Genomic DNA, 24036 nt, shown 5'->3' with positions numbered 1-24036 from the left:
ACCGCTCCCACACCCGGTGCGAGCCCAGCAGCTCCTGCACCTGGGCAAGCACCGAGGCGCCGTCCTCGCCCGCCACGACACCGGGCGCACCCTCCGGGGTGCGGGTGGCCAGCAGCTCGCGACCGCGACCCCAGGCACCGATGGCCTTGGCGTGGCGGTAGCACTCCTCCACCATCAGGCCCAGGCGCGGGTCCGCACCGTCGCCCGCAGGTGCGCCGCCCTTGGTGTCCACTGACGGCCACGCGTCGGCGCCGGGAGCGGGGCTGCCCGCGATCAGCAGGGCGTCGAACTCCACGGAACGGGCGGTGGCGAAGGTGCGGCTCACGGGCACACCGGCCACCTCCCCACCGCGCGGCGCGATCACCACGGGGGTCATGGAGGCCTTCACGACGGCCTCGTGGAGGGCCAGCAGGTCCTTGTTGTCCTCCCCCGGATCCACCACGATGCCGATCGTCCGGCCGTCCGCGGGCCAGGTGCGGCCCAGCTGAGAGAGGGCCTCGCTGGTCTCCACGCCGTCCTCGCCGGCATGCTCCCCGGTGGGCTCGGGGGCCGGCAGGCCAAGCGCCTCGGCGACCCGTGAGCACAGCTCCCGGTCGATCTCGGCCAGGCACTGCAGCTGGCGCTCCTTGATGGTCTGCTCGTAGCACTTGCCCAGCTCGAAGGAGTACGCGTCGACGATGTGGTCCTGCTCGATCTCCGTCATGCTGCGCCAGAACAGCCGCGCCTGGCTGTAGTGGTCCTCGAAGGTGGCCGACAGCGCCCGCTCCTTGACCCCTTCGGTGACCTGCACGGGCAGATCGGTGAAGGCGGCGTCATCGGCGCTGGCCATGAACGGGCATCCGCCGTCCAGCGAGTTCGGGCGATAAGGAGCCACCCCTGCCGGGTCGCCCTGCTGGCCGTACCCGTCGCGCAGCATGTCGTTGACCGGCGCGTGAGCGCGGTTGATCGGCAGCTGGGCGAAGTTCGGGCCGCCCAGGCGGGTGATCTGCGTGTCCACGTAGGAGAACAGCCGCACCTGGAGCAGCGGGTCGTCGGTGACGTCGATCCCGGGCACCAGGTGACCGGGGTTGAAGGCCACCTGCTCGGTCTCGGCGAAGTAGTTGCGGGGGTTGCGGTTCAGGGTGAGCAGGCCGACGGGCTGGACGGGCGCCAGCTCCTCGGGCACGAACTTGGTGGGGTCCAGCAGGTCGATGCCCTCGAAGCTCTGCTCCTCGTTGTCGGGGAACACCTGGATGCCCAGCTCCCACTGGGGGTGGGCTCCCGCCTCGATGGCGTCGGCCAGGTCCCGGCGGTGGAAGTCGGGATCGGCACCGCCCAGCAGCTGCGCCTCCTCCCAGGTCAGCGAGTGCACACCCAGCTTCGGCTTCCAGTGGAACTTGGCCAGCGAGCCGTTGCCCTCCGCATCGGTGAGGCGGAAGGTGTGGATCCCGAAGCCCTCCATCATGCGGTAGGAGCGCGGGATGCCGCGGTCGGACATGTTCCACAGGGTGTGCGCCTGGGCCTCGGAGTGCAGGGACACGAAGTCCCAGAACGTGTCGTGGGCGCTCTGGGCCTGCGGGATCTCCCGGTCCGGGTGTGGCTTGGCGGCGTGCACCACGTCGGGGAACTTGATGCCGTCCTGGATGAAGAACACCGGGATGTTGTTGCCCACCAGGTCGAAGGTGCCCTCGGGTGTGTAGAACTTGGTGGCGAATCCGCGGGTGTCCCGGGCGGTGTCCAGGGAGCCGCGCGACCCCAGCACGGTGGAGAAGCGGGTGAACACCTCGGTGACCGCGCCCTTGGCGAGGAAGCCCGCGCGGGTGATCGACGCGGCGGTGCCGTAGGACTCGAACACGCCGTGGGCGGCGGCGCCGCGGGCGTGCACCACGCGCTCGGGGATCCGCTCGTGGTCGAAGTGGGTGATCTTCTCGCGCAGGTGGTGGTCCTGCAACAGCACCGGGCCGCGGCGGCCGGCCTTCAGCGAGTGGTCGGTGTCCCTCAGGCGCGCCCCCTGGGAGGTGGTGAGGTACGCGCCCTGCTGGGCGGTGGTGGCCGGGTCGTCCGAGGGCACCGCGCCGGTCGCGGTGCGGGGCTGGATCCCCTGCTGGTCCTCCTTGGGGGGCAGCGGGTCCGTGGGCTCGGTGGGCTCGGCGAGCGCGGGGGGCTGAGGCGCGGGGGTGCCGGGGGCGGGGGTGGGGCTCTTGTCGGTCTTGGCCATGACGGGTCCCTCCTCGAAGGGCTCGGTGTGATCTCGCAGGACCGTGCCATTGACACGCTACGCGCGCGGCGGTGCACCGCGGCCGGGTGGAGGGATGAAACCGCAGGTCACGAATGCATACCGACCGGTCCGACGGGAGCACGATCGGTGGTCGCCCCCGGTCACCGGGGACGTCGGCCTCCGGGCACTGCGTACGTAGGCCACCGGACACCGCGGAGGTGACCTGGATCCCTTCCGTGCCAATGCAGCCTCCCGGGAGTGCCCACCTCTGGCAAGGAGAAGCGAAAGCCCGGTTCAAACGGTTGGCATCGCTGAGCATCGGGATAGGGTCACCCCTGATGAGCACCTCAGCCCCTCTGAACCCGCCCCCACCGGCGGCTCCCGCGCAGTGACGGGAACCCCGCTCCTCACTCCCCAGGAGAAGCGATGCAGAACCGAGCAGGCCACGGCATCACCGTGGTGATCCTGGCCGACCCGGGCCGCTGCACCCTGGGCGCCCAGTCCGTCCAGGAGCCTCTCCAGGAGGAGCTGACCCGCATCTTCTGCTCCGCCTCGGTGCGGGTGCAGCCGGAGATGCTGGGCATCAGCGAGCACAACACCCTGGAGATGTCCACACCCGGATCCGTGCGCAGCGCCGACCGGGACGTGGACGCGGTGCTGATGCTCACCGAGATGCCGCGCCGCTCCGGCGGGATCCCGCTGATCGCCGAGGTGTTCCCCGAACAGCATGCCGCGGCGGTGGCGTACCCCGTGGTGGGCGTCATGTCCAGCAGGAAGAGGCTCACCTCGGTGTTCATGTCGTGCGTGCTGCGGATCCTCGGCACCGGCACGCCGGAGGACCACGACCGGTACGCCCTGCCCTGGAACGAGTGGACCGAGGCGACCGAGCACTCCACGGCACAGCTGAAGGCCCACACCATCACCGGAGTGCCGCGCACCATCATCGGGATGGTGGCCACCAATGCGCCGTGGAGGGCAGCCCCCAGGCTCTCCAGCGCCCTGGCCGCGGCCTGCGCCACCGGCGCGTTCGGCATCTTCTACAGCAACATCTGGGAGATGTCCGCCGCGCTGTCCACACCGCGACTGCTGATGATCGGGCTGCTGGCGATGACCCTGATGGTGGTGTGGCTGATCGTCAGCGGAGGCCTGTGGGAGAGAGCCGAGCGCGAGGACCCGACCACGGTGCACCTGTACTACAACCTCTCCACCGTGCTGACCCTGTTCCTGTGCGTGCTGGGCCTGTACGTGACCATGGTGGTGCTGATCTTCTTGGCCGGCCTGGTGGTGATCGATCCTGACTACATGGAATCGGTCATCAAGCAGCCCGCGGATCTCGGCCGCTACCTCGACATCGCCTGGATGAGCGCCGCCCTGGGCGTCGTCGCCGGTGGCCTGGGCGCCACGTTCGACGACGATACGGACCTGCGCACCCTCACCCACGGCCGCCGCGAGCTCCAGCGGCGCCCCGAGGCACTGCAGGACTGAACCAGGGCGACGAACGGGCCCCGCGCTGATACCCAGCACAGGGCCCGTTGGTCGTGGTGCGCGTCAGGCGGAGCCGTCGTCGCGACCGCCACCGGCCGGAGGGCCGGCGGCGCCCGCGTCACCGCCGCCGCGGCCCGAGCCGCCCCCGCCACGGCCCGTGGTGCCGCTCTGCTGATCCTCGCCGCCCTGCTGATCCTCGCCCGTGGGCTCCTCGGTGGGGCGCTGGTTGCCTTCGTTGCCCTCGCCTCCACCCTGGCCGCCGCCGTTGCCCGGCTCCGTGGTTGGCTCCGGCGCCTCAGTGGGCTCGGGCTCCTCGGTGGTCGGCTCCTCCGCGGGCTCCTCGGTGGGCTCGGGCTCCTCCGCGGGCTCCTCGGTGGTCGGCTCCTCCGTGGGCTCCTCGGTGGTCGGCTTCTCCGACGTGGGCTCCGGCTCAGGGGCCTCCGTGGTGGGTGCGGGGCGCTGCGTGCGAGGCGGTGCGGGGGCCTGGGTGCGCACCCGCTTCTGGTTGTCCAGCTGCACCTCCTCGGGGAAGTCGAGGAACTCCTGACCCTCCAGCGAGCGGGACATGATGGACCCCCAGATCTGGGTGGGGAAGCTGCCGCCGGTGATGTTGTCGACCCCGCCGAAGCCCGTGAGGGGCTCCTCGGCGCTGCCGTCCTCGGAGGGCTGGAACATGCCCACGGCCGTCACCAGCTGCGGAGTGAAGCCCACGAACCAGGCCGACCGGAACGACTCCGAGGTGCCGGTCTTCCCGGCCACCGGGCGACCCCCCATGACGTCCTGCAGCGAGCGGGCCGACCCGCGGGTGGGCGGGCCCTGCAGGCCGACGGTCGCGTTGATCGCCACCTGCTCGTCCAGCACCCGCTGCTCGTCGATCTCGTGCTCGTACTCGAGCGTGCCGTCGCTCGCGTGCACCGTCTGCACGATGTAGGACGGGCGATGCACGCCGCCCGCGGCCACCGTCGCGTACACCTCCGCCATCTCCCGCACCGTGGGGGAGGCCGAGCCCAGCACGTTCGAGGGTTCTGCGCCCAGGCCGGGGGTGTTCTCCGGCAGACCCAGCTTGATCGCCGTCTCCTGCGTGCGCTCGGGACCGATCTCCAGGTTCACCTCCGCATAGGCGGTGTTGATGGAGTTGGTGGTGGCGCGCGCCAGGGTGACCCGGCCGTAGGAGAGGTCGTTGAAGTTGTTGACCGTCCAGCCCACCTGCGGGAACTCCTTGGGGGCGTTGCCGTCCCAGCGGGAGTGCAGCGGGTAGCCGTCCTCCAGGGCGGCGATCAGGGTGAAGGTCTTAAAGATGGACCCGGCCTGCATGCGGGACTGGGTGGCGTCGTTCTGCGCCTGCTGCACGAAGTCGGGACCGCCGTACATCGAGCGGATCGCCCCCGTGGAGGGATCCACGGTCAGGGTGCCCACCCGGTTGCGCTCGGGCCGGTCATCGGGAAGCTCGTCGACCGCGGAGACGGCGATCTCCTGCATCCGCGGATCGATGGTGGAGACGATCCTGAAACCGCCGGTGTTGAGCTGGTCCTCGGTCATGCCCTGGGCGAGCATCTCGTTGCGCACCGTGTCCAGCAGGTAGCCGTTCGTGCCACCCAGCGCGTTGGTGCGCCCCGGAGGGATGGTCTCGGGGAACACCATCGCGTCGGCCTCCTCGGGGCTGAGACCGCCGGTGGCGTTGACACGTCGCTCGATCACGCGGGTCCACAGCTGCTCGGCGCGCTCCGGATCCTCTGCCGGGTCATAGGCCGAGGGGGCGGGGATCACCGCGACCAGCAGTGCGGCCTCCTCGTCGGTGAGATCCGCTGCGTCCTTGTCGAAATACGCCTGCGCGGCCTCCTGCACGCCGTAGGCGCCGCGACCGAAGTAGATGGTGTTGAGGTAGCGCGAGAGGATCTCGTCCTTGCTGAGCTCCTGGTCGATCTTCAAGGCCAAGATCGCTTCCTTGGCCTTGCCCACGTAGGAGGTCTGGGTGCCGGTGTGGTACCGCTCCACGTACTGCATCGTGATCGTCGAGCCGCCCTGACGGGCGTTGCCCGAGAGGTTGTTGATGACGGCGCGCACGATGCCGCGGGGGGACACGCCGCGGTTCTCGTAGAAGCTCGAGTCCTCGCTGGCGACCACCGCGTCCTTGACGTTCTCGGGGATCTCGTCATTGGGGATGATGGTGCGGTTGATCTCGCTGAACTGCCCCATCTCGGTCTCGTTGTCGGCGAAGTACACGCGGGAGGTCTGGGCCAGGGCGATGTCGTCGACCGCCGGCACCTCGGTGTCGTTGTACAGCCACACGGCGAAGCCCAGACCGGCGATCACGAACAGCGCCATCGCACCGACGATCATGCGCAGCGAGGGGATCCACCGCCACGGGTTCTTGGCACCCGCGCGCGGGTAGTTCAGGACGTTGGTGGCAGCGACCTTCTTGCCGCGCCCGCCGCGACCCGAACCGGAGCGCCCCCTGCCCGAGCCCCCTGCCCTGCCGGAACCGCCGCCCTTGCCGGAGCCTCCACGACCGGGACCCGTCGGTCCCGATCCGCGGCCCGAGCCGGAGCCGCCGCGATCGGAGCCGCTGCCACCGCCAGCAGCAGCGGCGGCTGGCTTCCCGCCGCCGGCGGCGGCACCCGGGCGGGCATGGCGGGCGCCGACGGAGGTGCGACCTGCCGCCCGGGTCCCCGAGGAGCCGGTGGTGGCGCCGGAGCTCGACGCCTTGCCGGCGGCGGCTCGCTTGCCGGGCTTGCCGGAACCGGTGGCGCGCCGGACTCCGGCGGCGCGCCGGGCGCCGGTCGAGCGTCGAGACTCGCTCATTGCTGCTCCTGGGCGTTCTGGGGTACGGGGATCACACCCCGCAGGGCGCGGGTGCGCGACCTCTCAGTATGGACACCCTCCCCACCCGGAGGGAACGACCCGTTGGTCACCGTCACAGGGTGTGCACGTTCCCTGCGGTCTCCGTCACAGGCCCGTCGGAGCACGGGGGTGACCCGGGGGCACCGCCTGCACGCTGCTGCAGGACCCTTCAGGCCTCCTCGCGTGACTCCCACCAGGAGCGCAGCTCCTGCTCGGCGCGCTCCTCGCCCAGCGGGCCGTGCTCCATGCGCAGGTCCAGCAGGTGCCGGTAAGCGGCGCCGACCTCGGGGCCCGGGCCCACGCCCAGCAGCTCCATGATCCGGTTGCCGTCCAGATCGGGGCGGATCCTCCCGATCTCCTCCTGCTCGGCCAGGTCCGCGATCCGCTGCTCGAGCTCGTCGTAGGCGCGGGCCAGGTGGCGGGCCTTGCGGCGGTTGCGGGTGGTGACATCGGCCCGGGTGAGTCGGTGCAGGTGCTGCAGCAGGTCCCCCGCGTCGGTGACGTAGCGCCGGACCGCGGAATCCGTCCACGGGGAGTCGGCGTAGCCGTGGAAGCGCAGATGCAGCTCGACCAGGCGTGCCACCTTCTTGGTGGTGTCCTTGTCGAAGGTGAGGGCCTTCATGCGCTTGGCGGCCATCTTCGCGCCCACGGTCTCGTGGAAGCGGAAGGTCACCGTGCCGCCCTCCTCGTAGCGGCGGGTGGCGGGCTTGCCGATGTCGTGCAGCAGGGCGGACAGGCGCAGCACCAGGTCCGGCGCCTCGCAGGGTCCACCGGATCCCGCCGGGCTCTCCAGGTCCATCGCCTGATCCAGCACGGTCAGGGAGTGCTCGTAGACGTCCTTGTGGCGGTGGTGCTCGTCGATCTCCAGGCGCATCGCCGGCAGCTCCGGCAGCACGTGCTCGGCCAGGCCCAGATCCACCAGCAGCTCGAGGCCCCGACGGGGGTGCTCGCCGAGCATCAGCCGCACCAGCTCCTCCCGCACCCGCTCGGCAGAGACGATGGTGATGCGATCGGCGAGCGCGCGCACCGCGGCTGCGGTCGCCTCCTCGAGCACGAACCCCAGCTGGGAGACGAACCGCACGGCCCGCATCATCCGCAGGGGATCGTCGTCGAAGGACTGCTCGGGAGCCACGGGTGTGCGCAGCACGCGGGCGGCGAGGTCGGCCAGACCGTCGAAGGGGTCCACCAGCTCCAGGGAGGGGATGCGCACCGCCATCGCGTTGACGGTGAAGTCCCGGCGGGAGAGGTCCCCGACCAGTGTGTCGCCGAAGGCCACCTGGGGCTTGCGACTGGTGGGGTCGTAGCTCTCGGTGCGGTAGGTGGTGATCTCCACCTTCACCCCGTCGCGCACGCCGCCCAGAGTGCCGAACTGGCGTCCCATGTCCCAGATCGCACCGTCGCCCGTCCAGGAGCGCAGGATCGTCTCGGTCTGCTCCGGGCGTGCCGAGGTGGTGAAGTCGAGGTCGGCGCTGGAGCGCCCCAGGACCGCATCGCGCACGGGCCCGCCCACCAGCGCCAGCTCGTGACCCGCCTGCTCGAAGAGCCGGCCCAGCTCATGGACCTCCTCGGGGAGAGCCTGGAACATGACGGCCGCGCGGGTGCGGGCGATCTCGAGCCGCGTCGGCGTCTCGGGGGACGCCCCGGCGGTGGCGGCACCGGAGGCGCCGCCGACGGCTTCGGGGCCTGCGTGGTGGGCGGAGGGATCGTTCACGAGCGTCCTGTCCTGGGGTGGTCACCGGGAGGCCGCCTCCGGCGCAGGCACTAGCTGCCGCACCTGCGCGAGGCGGCGGGACCTCTACGGTAGTCGGCGCATAGGGTGTCCCCATGCCGTCGTCCCCGCTGCCCGTGCGCCCCGTGCTCGCGGCGCTGCTCGCGGCACTGCTGGCGATCGCACCGATGCTGGCCACAGCCGCCCTCACCCCGTCGGCATTCGCCCTCACCAGAGTCTCCCCACAGCCAGCAGCGCCCTCGGAACCGGCAGCCGACGCCCCCGCGGTGCTGGACCTGGAGTCGCTCACGCCGACCGCCCTGGCCGCCGGTGGCACCCTGACCGCGCGGGTGACCGTGACCAACACCTCCTCCTCCCCGATCACCGCACCGCAGTTGGACCTGCGCACCCGCAGCGCGCGGGTGACCGACCGGGGGACGATCGCCGAATGGCAGGCCCGCACCGAGGTCGACACCACCGGGGGCCCCGTCGACAGCTCCTCCCCGGGCCAGGATCTCGCCCCCGGGCAGTCCGCCACCCTCCAGGTGAGCGCGAGCAGCGAGGAGCTGGGCTACAAGGACCAGCCCTACTTCTGGGGCACCCGCCGCATCTCCCTCACCCTCAGCTCGGAAGGGACGCCGCTGGCCTCCCTGTACACCTTCGTGGTGTGGCGGCCGGCCGGTGCCCAGGACGCCGTCACCCAGTCCGTGCTGCTGCCGGTTGCCACGCTGGACCCCTCCGCGCCGATCACCGCCCCGGACGCCTTCGCCGAGACGGCCGAATCGGGGCGGTTGGCGGACCTGGTGGACCTCGCGGTGCGCGAGGACGTCGACTGGTGGATGGACCCGGCGCTGCTGGACCCGCCCCTGGTGGCCGCCGACACCGCCGACGAGGACGGTGCGCCGGTGACCGACCCCGCTGATCCCGCCGATGGCGAGGCATCCCCGACGCCGACGGTGCCCTCGTACGAGCCCCATCCGGTGGCCGCGCCCCTGGCAGCCACGTTGCAGGAGAACGTGGGCGAGCGCACCGTGCTGGCCATGCCCTATGCGCATGCCGATCGCGTGGCCCTGGAAGCGGCCGGCACCGACGCCCTCTCCGCCGCAGTCACGGAGGCCGGTCAGCAGGCCTGGCAGGAGGCAGGGATCGAGCCGCACGGCGATGCGCTGGCCGCGGCCGCGCAGCAGACCCGGCCGGAGACCCTGGAGGCGATGGCCGAGGCGGGGGCGTCCACCCTGATCGTCCCCTCGTCCTCCCTGCGCACGGACCCGAGCGCGCCGGTGACCCCGAGCTCCGTGGGCAGCTACGCCACGGAGGCGGGCCCCCGCACGGTGCTCGCTCCCGATCCGGTGCTCTCGGCCGAGTTCTCCCTGCTCACGGGCACGACGGACGCAGAGCAGACCCGTCAGCGGCTGCTGGCCGAGACAGCCACCATCGCCTCGGAGTTCACCACCGCACCGAGGCACCTGCTGATCGCCCCCGACCCCGGCACCGCTCTGGACGCCCAGGCGGCCGGATCGGTGCTGGACACTCTCGCCGAGGCGCCGTGGATCCGGCCCGGCCGCACCGCGGATCTGATGGATGCCGTGCAGACCGGGGAGTGGACCACCCAGACCCAGGACGAGAGCGGGGCCATGCTGACCCTGGGTGAGGTCGCGCCGCAGCAGGTCCAGCCCACCGGACCGGACGAGATCGGCACCTACACCGCACTCCCGCGGGCAGAGCCGCTCCCTCTGACCAGTCGCGCCGTCCTCGAGGACCTCGCCGGCTCCTGGGAGCGGCTGGACCGGCTGGGAACGGCGATGCAGGACGATGCCGCCCTGGACGGGCCCCGGCTGATGGCGCTGTCCGGGACCTCGGTGGGGTGGCGCGGCATGAGCGGGGCCCCCGCGGAGCGAGCGCGGGAGACAGGCAATGCCGTGGACGCCCTACTGGGCGGGATCCGCGTGCAGCCCGCCTCGGGCTACAACCTGATCTCCGACTCCGCCGGTGTGCCGATCACCCTCAGCAACGACCTGGACACCCCCCTCACGGTGCGCACCTCGCTCAGCTCGGACCGTCCGCTGGTGCGGATCAGCGAGGAGCAGCCGGAGGTGACGATCCCCGCCCACGGGCAGGCCGACATCGCGGTGCCTGTGGAGGCGATCGCCAACGGCACAGTGCAGCTCACCGTGGGCGTCACCACCGTGGACGGCCGACCGCTCACCGAGCCGGTGGAGGTGCCCCTCACCGTCAACCCCGCCTGGGAGAACTGGACCACCCTGCTGCTGGTGATCGCCATGGGCATCCTGGTGGTGGTGGGTGTGACCCGTGCCCGCCGCACGGGCGCCACCACTCGAGCGCCCGGCGTGCACGTGCCGGAGGACCCGGTGGAGCTCTCCCGCAGCGGGCTGTCCCGGCCCGCACGCCTCTCGGAGCCCGCGAGCCCGGCGCCGAGCGGCGGTCCAGCTGAGCCGAGCCCGGCCCCGGGCGGGGGCCCAGCCGAGCCGAGCCCGGAGCCCGACGACCGTACCGAAACCCAGGAGGACCGAGCATGACCCGCGAGCTGAGGGCGGTGCACGTGCCCCGACACCGCCGACCGGGCGTCCCCTCCAGCCGGTCCGCCCTGATGCGCGCCAGTGTGCTGATGGCCTCCGGCTCGATCGTCTCGCGCGTGCTGGGCTTCGTGAGGAACTTCCTGTTCGGCATGATCCTGGGCGGTTCCATGACGGCCGCCGCCAATGCGTTCAGCGCCGCCAACACCCTGCCCAACACGATCTGGATCCTGGTGGGCGGCGGCACCCTGAACGCCATCCTGGTGCCTGCGATCGTGCGCGCGGTCAAACGGCCCGATCGGGGCAGCGACTACATCTCGCGCCTGATGACCCTGGTGGCCACGTTCGCCCTGGCCATCACCGCGGTGTGCATGGTGGCGGTGCCGCTGCTGCTGGTTCTCACCAGCGGTGTGCTGCCCCCCGTGACCTACGCCCTGGCCATCCAGCTGGGCCTGTGGATGATGCCGCAGATCTTCTTCTCCGCCCTGTACGTGATGTGCGGACAGCTGCTGAACGCCCACGACTCCTTCGGCCCGTACCAGTGGGCGCCGGTGCTGAACAACCTGGTGGGCATCGCGGGAGCCGGCATCTTCCTGGGCATCTGGGGCACCGTCGCCGAGGCGGAGCTGTGGACCATGCCGATGGTGGCCGCGATGGCAGCGATCAACGTGGGCGGATCGGCCGCACAGGTGCTGTTCCTGTTCTGGTACGTCAAGAAGCTGGACCTGCACCTGCGTCCCCGCTGGGGCTTCCGCGGCCTGGGCCTGGGCAAGCTGAGCCGGATCGGCCTGTGGACCCTGGGGATGCTGGGGCTGGGACAGCTGGGCATCTGGGCGTCCCGCTGGGCCACCAACGGGGCGGTGCGCGCCTCCGAGCTGCTGAGGGGCCAGCCGGAAGCGGCGGCACGGTACCCGGCACTGCTCACCATGGAGTGGGCGTACATGGCGTTCATGATCCCGCAGGGGATCATCGCGGTCACCCTGGTCACGGCGACGTTCCCCGCCATCTCCCGGTACGCGGCCAATGGCGACCACGGCGGCGCGCTGACGCGCTACGCGGAGACCAACCGCCTCCTCGCCGTGCCGATGGTGCTGTGCACCGCGGTGTTCGTGGCGCTGTCCGGGCCGATCATGTGGGTGATCGGCGGCGGCACCGGGGTGATCGGGGCCCGCGCCAACGGCACCGTGCTGGTGGCATACATGCTGGGCCTGGTGCCCTTCGCCTCGCTGTACCTGATCAAGCGGCTGTTCTATGCCTACGAGGACGCGCGCACCCCGTTCCTGATGCAGATCCCGATCGCCGCCATCACCCTGCTGTCGGTTCCGGTGATCCTCACGGTGGTGGATCCGCGCTGGGCGGCGATGGCCGCGGCGGGTACCACCAGTCTCGGCAACCTGGCGGCCTGGGCCGTGGGCCTGCTGATGCTGCGCAGGCAGGCCGCCCGACTGGGTGTGGAGCCGCCCGGGATCCGCAAGGGCGCCGTCGTGCTCGCGAAGCTGCTGGCGGCGGGGGTGGTGGCCTGGCTCCTGGGTACCGGCCTGGTGCAGCTGACGGAGGGCCTGATCTGGTCGCACCGCGTGTGGGCGATCGTGCTGGGCAGTCTGATCGGTGCAGTGATGAGCGGTGTGTTCCTGGGCCTCACCTGGCTGCTGCGCGTGGATGAGGTGCGGTGGCTGATCGGGATCGTGCAGCGGCGCGTTCTCCGGCGTGCCAGGTCCACCTCGTAGCATGGGGGACGCTTCGGGCAGGCACGGGCCCGTCGGACGAGAGAAGGACGGTCGGTGAACACCATCCCGCATCAGGACGCGCTGCGCTCCCGGTGGACCCTGGAGGGGACGATCCCCTTGTCCGGGGTGGCCGAGAACGCCTCCTGGCAGCGTGCTCGTTCGGTGGCCACCGGGGAGAGGGTGGCCCTGTTCGTGGTCCACGGGACAGCAGCGCTGGAGACGGCCGACGCCGCGCGCCGCGCCTACCTGGTGGAGGATCCCCGACTGATCCCGGTGCGGGACGTCATGGTCCTGGACGATCCGCGGGAGGACGGGGCCGACGCCTCGGGCGCTGATCCGCAGCCGCTGACCGTGGTCGAGTACCCCTTGCCGGCGGCCCCACCGCTGGCGGCCCTGCTGCGCGGCCGCAGCCTGCACCCCGAGACGGCACGCGCGATCATCGGGGAGGCCGCCCGGGGGGTGGAGACGGCCCGCCGCCGCGGGGTGCGCCACCAGTTCCTGGACTCCAACCGCGTCTTCGTGGACACAACATCCGGCCAGGTCACGATCCTGGGCGTGGGGGTGGAGGCCGCGTCACATGCGGGACTGGACCGTTCGGGAGCCATTGCCTCCTTCCAGGACACCCGGGCTCTGGTGGCCCTGCTGTACCGGGCACTGGCGGGTCGCAACCCGCACCGCAGCGGGGCGGGCCCCGTCCCCCGCCCCTCGCAGATCGCACAGCACCCTGTGCCCGCCGATCTCGACCTGCTGTGCGATCTGGTGCTGAACGAAGCCGCCGAGGTCATCCCCGAGACCAGCCGGGATCTGATCGCCGAGTTGGAGCCGTGGCAGTCGATCCCGGTCACGCTCGAGGCGTACGAGCGGAACGAGGAGAGCGCCCCTGGCAGGGATGGGCAGGCGGCCCCTGCTCCCGGCAAGGAGGCGCCCGATCCCGCTGCTCCTGAGCAGGGGGATGCCGTCTCCGATCAAGGAGCCACCGCCGCCGAAGCTGCAGCTCTCGCAGGCTCGGCCGGGGCCGGTGCGACTGCCGGCGCGGCCGGTGCAGTGGCAGGGGCGGGCGCGACCGCGCGCCTGGGCGAGCACAGCGCGGCCGAGGACCCCCGTCCCTCGGTCGCCTCCACCGGGGCGGGCGGCGACGGCGATCCCGCCGCGTCGGAGGACCCGGCCACGCCGACGCCGCACATCACCGCCCACTCCCAGCAGGCTCAGTCGCTGATCAGGGACCTTCGCCTGGACCAGAAGCGCGATGACGCCGCTTTCCCCGGGCACCTCGACATCACCCTGCCGCGTCGACCGGAGACCGCGCAGGCGTCGCAGGACGCGCTGGGCTCCGACGCTGCGCGCCACTCGGGCGCCATGCGCGACTCAGAGTCCGGGCGCTCGGAGGACCGGACTCCCGGCCCTGCCGCTGCCGACGTCGACGCTCCGGATCGGGGCGCCGGTCGCGGCGCTACCGGTGTCGCTGCTGCCGGTGTCGCTGCTGCTGGTGCCGCTGCCGCCGGTGCTGCTGCTGGGGCGAGCAGCAGCAGCGCGGGCTCCTCGCCGCTGCCGGCGCGTCGCTCCGGCACCCTGTGGCCGCTGGCCCCGCGCCGCGAGGACGGTCCTGCCCAGCCGTCGAGCGATCCTTCCCAGCCGCTGGCCGAGGACTGGGCGGACGGGTCCCGCACGCCCTCGCAGGCTGCGCTTACCCCGGGCGTCGTCGGACAGCCCGCCGAGGACGCTGCCACCCCGTCGTCCCCGGAGCAGACGGCTGCCATGGCACCGGTCGCGCCGTCCGAGCCGACCGGGCCGACCGGGCCGATCGTGGTGCGCGGGCGTGACCGCTCCTCGCTCGAGGGCACCGACCTGGACGCCACGGTGCCGATCGGACGGGCGGCCCTGCTGCGCGACGTGGTCAACGTGGCTGTGGACTCGGACGACCCCGACGCGTACACCATGGGGCCGCTGCCGGCCGAGCAGCGTTCCCGGATCTCGCAGTGGATCCTGCTGGGCGGCGTGCTGCTGGTGATCGTGGCGATGGTGCTGGCCCTGTCCACCATCACCTCCGGGCTTCGCGACCGGGTCACGAATCCTCTCAACACCGATCCCCCCGAGGCGTCGGCGGGGGCCCCGGTCAGCGACGGCGGGGGCGAGGAGCCCGCGGAGGAGGAGCCCACCGAGGAGGAGCCGCCGGCCCCGCCGGCCACTCTGCGCGGCGTCGAGGTGTTCACGCTGGGCTCGGACCGTGCACCGGACAACGCCGACCAGACCGAGCGCATCACCGACGGTGATCCCGGCACCTTCTGGTCCACACAGATCTACACGAACCCGCAGTACGGCAACCTCAAGGACGGCGCGGGGCTGCGCCTGGATCTCGGGGAGCCCTCCACGCTCACAGCGGTCGTGGCCACCACCGCGCGCAACAGCGGTGGGGTGATCGAGCTGCGCGCCGTGGGTGAGGACGGCTCCCTGGGGGACGTGCTCGCCACCGGCCAGTTCGCCGGTGACGGCGAGGCGCGGCTGGCACCTCCGGAGCCGATCGAGGCCCAGCAGGTGGCGCTGTGGTTCCCCGAACTGCCACCGGACAGCAATCGTGACGGCTTCCGCGGCCGCATCGCCGAACTGCGGGTCGAGTGATGGCGCACTCGCGGCGCAGCAGGTTGCCCGCGCGGTCCCGCTCCGTGACCGGGATCCCGCTGTCCCTGGCCCTGATCGCCCTGCTGCTGGGGCTGCAGCTCTCTGCGGCGCTCGACAGCGGCACCACCAGCCGGGTCCGCACCGGGTCCTCCTCGGTGGAGGGAGCGGCTGTCCCCGGGAAGAACGAGTCGGGTCTCCCCGTTATCACGGAGATGACCCTCGGGACCGAGGTGCAGCGCCTGATCGACAGCGGAGCCATCCTGCCCATGGCGAGCTTCGACGCCGCGCAGTGCCTGCGTGAGCAGAACATTCCCGATTCCGTGCTGATCATGGAGGAGGTGGCATGGGGCGCCGAGGAGACACCCGGCTGGCTGCTGGTGCACGGTCCCGGGGACCGCGAGACGCTGCGCTCCACCGGCGGCATCGTCTCGGCGACCGTGGTGCTGCCCCAGTGCGGATCGGTCCAGGACGCCGATCCCGCCGCGAACCTGCTGTGGACCGGCCAGGTCATGGTCGGCAGCGTCTGAGGTCGCTCCGGTGACCCGCACCCCGAACTCCCCGTACCCCATGGAAGGAACCCACCCGTGAACCAGCCCATCCAGGCCCTGAACATCCTCGGCACGACCCCTCTGGGCGCCACCGCCGAGCCCGAGACGCAGCAGGCGGCCCCCGATCACAGCGACGCCCCCGTGCACGATGTGGTCATCGTCGGCTCCGGCCCTGCCGGCTACACGGCCGCCGTGTACGCGGCCCGCGCCGAGATGAAGCCCGTGGTGATCGCGGGCGCTCTCGACGCCGGCGGCGCGCTGATGACCACCACTGACGTGGAGAACTTCCCCGGCTTCCCCGGGGGCGTGCAAGGGCCCGAGCTGATGGCGCAGATGCAGGAGCAGGCCGAGCGGTTCGGCGCTGAGATCCTGTTCGAGGACGCGGTGGACCTCCAGCTGGAGGGTGAGATCAAGACAGTCACTCTCGATGACGGCACCGTGCACCGCGCGAAGGCCCTCATCATCGCCACCGGTTCCGCCTACCGCGAGCTCGGTGTGGAGGGCGAGGAGCGGCTCTCGGGCAAGGGCGTCAGCTGGTGCGCCACCTGCGACGGCTTCTTCTTCAAGGACCAGGACATCGTGGTGGTCGGCGGTGGCGACAGCGCCGTGGAGGAGGCCACGTTCCTCACCCGCTACGCCACCAACGTGACCCTGGTGCACCGCCGGGACGAGCTGCGGGCCTCCAAGATCATGGCCCGGCGCGCCGAGGCCGATCCCAAGCTGCGCTTCGCCTGGAACAGCCAGGTGGTGAGCATCAACGGTGAGGACAAGGTGGAATCGGTGACCCTGCGGGACGTGGAGACCGGGGAGGAGCGCACCCTTCCCACCGGCGCCGTGTTCGAGGCCATCGGGCACGTGCCGCGCACCGAGCTGCTGCGCGGGAAGCTCGAACTGGATGCGCAGGGATACATCGTGTGCAAGGACCGCTCCACCTACACGTCCGTTCCAGGAGTCTTCGCTGCCGGCGACGTGGTCGACCACACCTACCGGCAGGCCATCACTGCCGCGGGATCCGGCTGCCAGGCCGCGCTGGACGCGGAGCGCTGGCTCACCGACCAGGCAGCGCTGGCTTTCGCCGGGGAGGCAAGCCCCCGCGAGGCCGCCGCCGACGAGGTGCCGACGGAGCCCTCCGCACCGGAGGCCCAGCTCACCCCCGTCACGCCGGGGACGGAGTCCGACGCGTCGACGACACTGCCCGCAGCGGAGTGATCGGCGCGGCACCGATCCGAACCGACCTGGGCTCCTTCTCATGAGCAGCCCCTCCATGCCAGGGGCGGGGAGGCCTTCGCGGAAGGACCGGTCGGCTGACGTGGAGCACCCGGTGCACCCAGACCAGCCGACTGACCTGGAGCTGCTCGCTGATCCGGAGCAGCCGACTGACCTGAGCGGGGACCGTCCTGCCGTGGTGCTGGTGACCGCATCGTGGTGCGGTCCGTGCCGACCGGCACCCACGGTGCTTCGTGAGCTGGGCCGACGGTGGGGGCCGTCTGTGCATGCGGTCATGATCGAGGACCCGTCCGATGAGGTGCTCGATCAGCTGGTGATCGACGTGCTTCCGGTCTGGCTGCGACTGGCGCCGGGAACCGTTGCCGCACCGGGGCCCGGCTCTACCCCCGTGTCGCCAAGGACTCCACTGCGCGTCGGCAAGGAGCACAGCGTGCCCGCCGGGTCCGGCGTACCTGCGGACGCAGACCCACCTCACCCGCTCATCGCCGACCTGCGCGGTGCCTTTCCGGATGGCACGCCGGTGCGACTTCGCGGGGAGTGGTCCATCACCAAGCGTCACGACGGTGCCCTCCCCAAGCACGAGGTCGACGTGCGGTTCGGCAGCGTGGATGCGGGTCTCGACTGATCCTGTCAAGTCATCCCGTACTCCTACCGCTGACATGCACGAACTCGCCGTGCACCATGGTGTGCACACAGTTGTCCACACACAGCGGCACATCAGTCCACAAGGTCATCCACAGGAAAATGTGGACAAGGTCGAGGTCGTGAATCATCTCTACTCACGTGTACAAAGTAGCGTCTGACCTGCAGTTTTGCTCATTCCCGCAGGCCACCCAGGGTAAGGGGCCTGGGCCTGGCGTGCACAGCCTGGTCCGGAACAAAGATCGACCGAGGGGGATTGTCCACACACCTACTCACAGTGTGCAAAGTCGCGGATTGAGTGGCCCTCCTCCCTCATGGCCCGGCTCCACGAGGAACATGGCTGTACCGCTCCGCTGGCTGTTCCCAGTGATGATTGCTGTCGACTTCGCCGGTGCGCTGGCGGGCGCTCGCGTCGCTGCAGCCCGCCCGGTCATTCATCAACGGCGGCCTCATGCAGCTGTGGGCAGCTCTATGTTCCGCGTGAAACGCCGCCGTCTGCGGCCGGATAGTAGAGGGTCCTCTGTCGGCGAAGCCCGCGGTGGGGTGCTCTGTCCGAACGATTCTGCCGGTTTCACGGCGAACGGGTAGACCCACTGGAGGGTTCCTAATTGAACAGCCCCCCGTGAATTGAGTCGTGACGGTGTGGCCTGCACCGCCCAGCAGCCATCACCTGGCGGTCAGAGGTTGTGTTCCATGTGAAACGGGATGCTTCGCTCGGCAAGGCCGTCGTTTCACATGGAACATACGGCGCCCATCGTCGTGATCGATCGAGTGACCTCTGTGCTCCCTAGACGACGCTGTCATTGTGGATCGGCTACCAGGCGCGACGCTAGGCGAGTTCTCCGCACAACCGAAGCCCACTCGGCGCCGCAGTCTCGGTACTGCGAGAACTCCGTTTCACATGGAACGCCCCAAGAGCTCGGCGCCACACTGGATCCGTCCGATTATTGCCGCTTCTCTTGACGCGACCGTATCGCTGCCCGCATGAACCGCGGGTGAGAGTTTCACGTGCAACCAGCTCACGTGCTGGGTGGTGACGCCGTGCGTCCAGATGGGAACGGGATCCAAGCATCGCCGATAGCACCCTTTTTGGTAGCTTCACGTGAAACTGCCCGGCACGTTGCGTGGACCGCGGTGAGCTTCGGCCTACCTGGCCCCGCTGCGCATAGCACTGGCTCCGGCAGGCGGGGTGTGCCGCTAGGAGGACGCGCGACGCTCGGGGCTACCGTAATGAGAGGCGTCCATCCGCGGCCGCACATCAAAGACACCTTGCTCCGCACGCTCCATCCACCACGGCCCGGACTGTGCGGCTGTTTCACGGGAAACTAGAGCATCGTGCCGTTACAGCTGACAACGCCGCCGACGGGGAGATGGCAAGTTGTGTTTCATCGTTGCGTTTCACGTGAATCTCATGCGCGGCTCGTAGCCAGGTTCGTGGCGGCCGCCCCGGGCCACCCCGTGCGCGGGATGGCTCCGGCCCTCGACCTCGGGAGAGCCCGCACGATCCCACCCCGCAAGTGAGCCCAGCGGCCTCGGCTGTGCGCCTGACGAGTGCTGGCCGGATCAATCCCGCTTGACCTGGCAGCCCGTCCGCGTTCCACATGCAACGCGTCATGCGGTGCAGCCCCAGTCACGGGGAATCAACTCGAATGCCCGGCAACACGGGTTACACGTGAAACATGGTGTCGGCCCCTTGCGGGGCGAGGAGAGGCCCCGCGGTTGTAATTCTCCGGATGTCCCTCGTCCACGGGGCGCACCGCTTTCTACACGGCAAATCTATACGGCGCTGTACGAGTCGCACGCACTTACTTCGCCGTTACACGAAATCTGACGTTTCCCGTGGAACCTCTGCGTCGTCCGCGTAGCCGCCCGCAAGCAAGCCGCGTGACGACTTGGCGAGCCCGCGCGAGGAGATGACGAGCGATGATCCACGTGAAACCGTTCCCGCAGTAGCGCCCAGCCTCACGCTAACCCTGATTCACGTGGAACAACGCAGCGAACGTCCGCATCATCTCACCGACCCCAAAAGGTACCGCTAGCACGTGATTCAGGGCCGTCACCGGAGCAGGACAACCGAGCGATCACCAGCGGAAACGCGTCTCATCCACACGTCTGTGCACAATGGTGGATTCAGCAGGGGCACGATGCGTCGGCGTATGCACGTGGATGCGGTCTCGCAGTGCTCTTGGGCTCAACGGGCACGTGCGTGTCACAACCACACCAGAAATGCGTGACCCGTCCGCCGCTGAGGAGGAGCGACACCGCCGAGGCTGCACGCTTATGCAGTGGACTGCATACTCTTGCACCGGGTCGCGGAACCCACCCCTATGCCGGAGCCCGGCTCTGTGCGATGTCCAGGCGCCGAGTTGCCCCGCGCCGTACACAGGGTGCCGTTCAGACCCGCTGGTCGTTCCCGTGGAACTGGGCCGGCAGCTCCAGCCCGATGCGTTCCACCAGACGCTCGAGATCCTCGATGTTGGAGAACTCCAGCGTGATCTTTCCCTTGCGCTTGCCCACGTCGATGCGAACGGGAGCCTCCAGACGATTGGAGAGCCGGCTGGTGATGTCCACGACGTGGGGATCGTAGGTGCTGCGTCGCGGGGTCCGAGTGACCGTGGGCTGTGCACCGCGGGTCACCAGGCGTTCCACCGCACGCACCGAGAGGCCCTCCTGCACGATGCGCTGGGCGAGCTCCTCCATCAGGGACGGGTCATCCAGGGAGAGGAGAGCTCGTGCGTGGCCAGCGCTGATCGCTCCGCTGGCGAGTCGTCGCTGCACAAGAGCGGGCAAGCGCATCAGGCGAAGAGTGTTGGTGATCTGAGGGCGCGACCGGCCGATCCGCTCAGCCAGCTCCTCCTGGGTGCAGCCGAAGTCCTCCAGCAGCTGCTGATATGCAGCCGCTTCCTCCAGCGGGTTCAGCTGGGATCGGTGCAGATTCTCCAGCAGCGCATCGCGCAGGAGGTCGTCGTCCCTGGTCTCACGGATGATCGCCGGGATCCGATCAAGGCCGGCACGCCGAGCTGCACGCCAACGGCGCTCGCCCATGACCAGCTCGAAGGACTCACCATCCTCCGTGACGGAGATCGGCCGCACCACCACGGGCTGCAGCACACCGACCTGCTGGAGCGACTCGGCGAGCTCGTCGAGCTCATCCTCGTCGAACATGGTGCGGGGGTTGCGCGGGTTCTCGCGGATCTCATGGATCGGGACCTCGGCGAACTCCGCGCCCGGCACGGGCACCAGGTCCGCGTCCTCATCGTCCTTGGATGCGGTATCGGGCTCCGCGGTCTCGGTCACCGAGCTCGTGTCCCGCGGCACGGACACCGGGGTGCTCTGGACCTCCTCGACGTCGACCGCGGGGCTCTCGCCAGGAGTCTCGGACACGGTGGAATCCTCCTCCACCGGCGCGGCAGCGATCGGGGAGGGAGCGACCGGTGCAGAAGCCTCGACCGGTGCGGCATCGGCGGAGCCGGACTGCGCAGGTTCGGTCGCAGCGGAGGGGCTCGCCACTGCAGGAGTCTCCTCCGAGGGCGCTTCTGCAGCGGGCGCCTGCTGCGTGCCTGCGGGATCGGCGGGCTTGGGGGAGGTGGAACGACCGGGCTTCGTCGTGGTGGACGTCGTGGCCCGGGACGAGGAGGTGCCCTTCTGTCCAGCAGTGGACGTGGTGTCACGGCGGGACTTCGATGCACCGGCCTTGGAGGTCCCCGCCTTCGATGCCCCCCCTTTCGACGTCCCCGCCTTCGACGCACTCTTCGTGGCGGTTCCCTGCCTCGAGGATCCGTCCTTGGAGGACTCGGACTCGGTGGCACCTGACCCAGCGGATGCGCCCGCGGGGGAGGATTTCGCGGTGCGGGTCCTTCGCGCGGGTGACGAGGTGCTCCTGCTGGTCGCCGTACCTCCGGCGCCGCGCCCGCGGCGCTCCGCGGCGGCGCGCGCCATGTCTCCGGCGAGATCCTGCTTGGCTGCGCGTTCGCGCTGGGGCCGGTCGGAGTCCGAGTGCACCGGTTCACCGGAGAAGAACATGTCCACCGGCCTGGTCGAGGAGCCCTTCTCCCCGGCCTCCGGCGAGGTGCGCGGGTGCGAACGGGTGCGCAGATCCTGGCCGGGTGCAGGTGCGGTGCCGGCGCCCGGGATCAGTGCGCCGAGGCCTCGACCGAGTCCGCGCTTCTGCGTCATGTGCGTCGTCCTTCCGGGTGGGTCGTCCACCGAGAGCAGGGGAACCGTTCCGCTGGGGGCGTCGTCGCCATCGGCGGATCGGGGGGTCAGGGGGCTGGGCGAATGGTGAGTTCGTGGGCTGCGGCGCGGTACGCGAGGGCGCCGCTCGACCCCGGGTCGTAGGTCAGGACCGTCTGCCCGTAGCTGGGGGCCTCGGAGATCCGGACCGAGCGCGGGATGGTGGTGGAGAAGGTCTGCTCCGGGAAGTGGTCGCGCACGTCCTGGGCCACCTGGGCGGCCAGTCTGGTACGGGCGTCGTACATCGTCAGCAGGATCGAGGAGACCACCAGCTCCGGGTTCAGGTGCTGGCGCAGCAGCTCGATGTTGTTCAGCAGCAGGGTGAGGCCCTCGAGCGCGTAGTACTCGGCCTGGATCGGGATCAGCACCTCTCGGGCCGCGACCAGGGCGTTCACGGTCAGCAGGCCCAGGGAGGGCGGGCAGTCCACCAGCACGTAGTCCAGGCGCGGGAGGCCGGCCGATTCGCGCTCGGCCAGCAGATCGCGGATGGCGCCGCGCAGCCGGTTCTCCCGGGCCACCATCGAGACCAGCTCGATCTCGGCACCGGAGAGGTTGATGGTCGCGGGCGCGCACAGCAGCCCCTCCATCTCGGGGACCGGCTGGATCACCTCTTGCATGGGGGTGGACTCCACCAGCACCTCGTACATGCTGGGCACGTCCGCGTGGTGGTCGATGCCCAGGGCCGTGGAGGCATTGCCCTGCGGGTCCACGTCCACCACCAGCACGTCCAGCCCACCCATGGCCAGGGCGGCCGCCACGTTCACGGTGGTGGAGGTCTTGCCCACCCCGCCCTTCTGGTTGGCCACCGTGATCACACGGGTGGCCTCCGGAGCGGCGAACTCGAGCCCTTCCAGCTCGCGGCGTCGAGCATGGTCACGGGCCAGTTCGCGCATCAGCGGAGTGTCGTCCAGACCGCCGCCTGCGGGCGCGGAGTCCTCGCGCTGATCAGCCACGTCGGCCTCCCTTCCTGGTCGCCTGGGGGGTGCGGAGCACGTGGACCACTGTAGTGGGAACCTCCACCTCGCCGTCCCCGTACCGCTCGATGCGGGCATCGGTCCCGCCCAGACGGCGCAGCACCGGGGCGGCCTTGTCGATCTCCTCCGCCGCGGAGCCGCCCTTCATGGCCAGCAGCGTGCCGCCCGCGGTCACCAGGGGCAGGGTCCACTTGGCCAGTTTGTCCAGCGCGGCCACGGCGCGCGCGGTGACCAGATCGAAGTCACGCTCGCCGTGCAGCTCCTCGGCACGGGCGCGCACCACCTCGATGCCCAGGCCCAGTTCCGCGTTCACCTCGTCGAGCCAGGTGGTGCGACGCTGCATGGTCTCGATCAGGGTGACGCGCAGCCCGGGCCGCGCGATCGCGATCACGATGCCCGGCAGTCCTGCACCGGAGCCGACGTCGGCCAGGGTGCCGACGGGCCGGTCAGTCGCGCCCACCTCGTCGATCGCGTCGGCCAGCAGGGCGCAGTTCAGGACGTGCCGCTCCCACAGCCGATCCACCTCGCGCGGACCGATGAGACCCCGCTCGGGGCCCTGCTCGGCGAGCATCCCGGTGAAGCGCTCGGCCAGGTCGAGACGGTCGCCGAAGAGCCGCTCGGCCGGGCCGCGCAGCTGCTCGGGAACGGTGGAGGAGGGGGCCATCCGGGACCTCAGGACGCCGGGTAGATCACGACGTGACGGTCCTTGCCATCACCGTCGGACTCCGAGCGCAGTCCCTCGCGCTTGGCGACGTCGTGGACGACCTTGCGCTCGAAGGGGTTCATGGGGCGCAGCGGCACCGGGGAGCCCCCGGACTTCGCCTGCGCGACGGCATCGGCGGCGAGATCCTCCAGGGACTCCTTGTGCTGGGCCCGGAAGCCGCAGATGTCCAGCATCAGGCGGGAGCGGTCGCCGGTGCGGGTCTGCACGGCCAGTCGAGTGAGCTCCTGCAGGGCGTCCAGCAGCTCGCCGCGCGGCTCGTTCATGCGCTTCAGCTTCTCGGCCCCGCGGATCTCCACGGAGGCACGGTCGCCGTCCACGTCGATGTCGATGTCGCCGTCGAGATCGGCGATGTCCAGCAGCTCCTCGAGGTAGTCGGCGGCGATGTCGCCCTCCTCCTCCAGGCGCTTCAGACGCTCCTGGCGGGACTCACCGGAGTCCTCGGCAGCCGGAGCACCTGCCAGGGCCTCCTGGTCGGCGGCGAAAGATGCATCACCGGTGGATGCGACAGCCTCAGCGGAGCGGGCGGGCTCTGGGGTGCCGGCGGCCTGGGCGGCCTCGCCCTGCTCCTCGAGGGTGATGA

14 protein-coding genes are annotated in these 24036 nt (G+C 70.6%); 7 read left to right on the top strand and 7 right to left on the bottom strand.

Annotated elements, in window-relative coordinates; all coding sequences use genetic code 11:
- Positions 1 to 2197: catalase (locus M4D54_RS04400; RefSeq protein ID WP_259890438.1), on the bottom strand; the 2197-nt coding region annotated here is incomplete at its 3' end.
- A gap of 426 nt (positions 2198 to 2623) precedes the next feature.
- Here M4D54_RS04400 and M4D54_RS04395 point away from each other — a divergent pair.
- Positions 2624 to 3682 (top strand): hypothetical protein, encoded by a 1059-nt coding sequence (locus tag M4D54_RS04395; protein ID WP_259890437.1) that lies wholly within the window; start codon positions 2624 to 2626, stop codon positions 3680 to 3682.
- Positions 3683 to 3745: 63 nt separating this feature from the next.
- Here M4D54_RS04395 and M4D54_RS04390 read toward each other — a convergent pair whose 3' ends face one another.
- Complete coding sequence (locus M4D54_RS04390; RefSeq protein ID WP_311199677.1) at positions 3746 to 6484, bottom strand: transglycosylase domain-containing protein; 2739 nt, start codon at positions 6482 to 6484, stop codon at positions 3746 to 3748.
- A 208-nt stretch (positions 6485 to 6692) separates the two neighbouring features.
- Positions 6693 to 8108 carry a CCA tRNA nucleotidyltransferase gene (locus M4D54_RS04385; RefSeq protein WP_259890443.1) on the bottom strand — a complete coding sequence of 472 codons (1416 nt, stop codon included), beginning with the start codon at positions 8106 to 8108 and terminating at the stop codon, positions 6693 to 6695.
- 239 nt (positions 8109 to 8347) lie between these two features.
- Between M4D54_RS04385 and M4D54_RS04380 the strand changes: the two genes are divergently transcribed.
- From M4D54_RS04380 to M4D54_RS04355, 6 genes are all read left to right on the top strand, one after another.
- Positions 8348 to 10768: a DUF6049 family protein gene (locus M4D54_RS04380; RefSeq protein ID WP_259890436.1), complete on the top strand. Its 2421-nt coding sequence runs from the start codon at positions 8348 to 8350 to the stop codon at positions 10766 to 10768.
- A complete protein-coding gene (gene murJ, locus M4D54_RS04375; protein WP_259890431.1) occupies positions 10765 to 12492 on the top strand; it encodes a murein biosynthesis integral membrane protein MurJ in 1728 nt (575 codons plus the stop codon). Before M4D54_RS04380 ends, murJ begins: the two co-directional genes overlap by 4 nt.
- A gap of 54 nt (positions 12493 to 12546) precedes the next feature.
- Positions 12547 to 15108, top strand: coding sequence for a hypothetical protein (locus M4D54_RS04370; protein WP_259890429.1), 2562 nt, complete (start codon positions 12547 to 12549; stop codon positions 15106 to 15108).
- Positions 15109 to 15152: 44 nt separating this feature from the next.
- The gene (locus M4D54_RS04365) at positions 15153 to 15635 is read left to right on the top strand and encodes a hypothetical protein (protein ID WP_259890427.1); all 483 of its coding nucleotides are present in this window, start codon (positions 15153 to 15155) and stop codon (positions 15633 to 15635) included.
- Positions 15636 to 15692: 57 nt separating this feature from the next.
- A complete protein-coding gene (gene trxB, locus M4D54_RS04360) occupies positions 15693 to 16865 on the top strand; it encodes a thioredoxin-disulfide reductase (protein ID WP_193864999.1) in 1173 nt (390 codons plus the stop codon).
- 292 nt (positions 16866 to 17157) lie between these two features.
- A complete protein-coding gene (locus M4D54_RS04355; RefSeq protein WP_193864998.1) occupies positions 17158 to 17508 on the top strand; it encodes a hypothetical protein in 351 nt (116 codons plus the stop codon).
- 2411 nt (positions 17509 to 19919) lie between these two features.
- Here the strand turns inward: M4D54_RS04355 and M4D54_RS04350 are convergent.
- The 4 genes from M4D54_RS04350 to M4D54_RS04335 all read right to left on the bottom strand — a co-directional run bounded on the left by M4D54_RS04350 (position 19920) and on the right by M4D54_RS04335 (position 23917).
- Positions 19920 to 21701: a ParB/RepB/Spo0J family partition protein gene (locus M4D54_RS04350; RefSeq protein ID WP_193864997.1), complete on the bottom strand. Its 1782-nt coding sequence runs from the start codon at positions 21699 to 21701 to the stop codon at positions 19920 to 19922.
- 86 nt (positions 21702 to 21787) lie between these two features.
- The gene (locus M4D54_RS04345) at positions 21788 to 22651 is read right to left on the bottom strand and encodes a ParA family protein (protein WP_193865175.1); all 864 of its coding nucleotides are present in this window, start codon (positions 22649 to 22651) and stop codon (positions 21788 to 21790) included.
- 52 nt (positions 22652 to 22703) lie between these two features.
- Complete coding sequence (rsmG, locus tag M4D54_RS04340; RefSeq protein WP_193864996.1) at positions 22704 to 23396, bottom strand: 16S rRNA (guanine(527)-N(7))-methyltransferase RsmG; 693 nt, start codon at positions 23394 to 23396, stop codon at positions 22704 to 22706.
- 8 nt (positions 23397 to 23404) lie between these two features.
- Positions 23405 to 23917 (bottom strand): R3H domain-containing nucleic acid-binding protein, encoded by a 513-nt coding sequence (locus M4D54_RS04335; protein ID WP_228018834.1) that lies wholly within the window; start codon positions 23915 to 23917, stop codon positions 23405 to 23407.
- Positions 23918 to 24036 lie beyond the last annotated feature (119 nt).

This window comes from Brachybacterium sp. p3-SID1565 (assembly GCF_025143785.1).
In the GTDB taxonomy this organism is placed as follows: domain Bacteria; phylum Actinomycetota; class Actinomycetes; order Actinomycetales; family Dermabacteraceae; genus Brachybacterium; species Brachybacterium epidermidis.
This window is presented reverse-complemented; position numbering and strand designations above follow the sequence as displayed.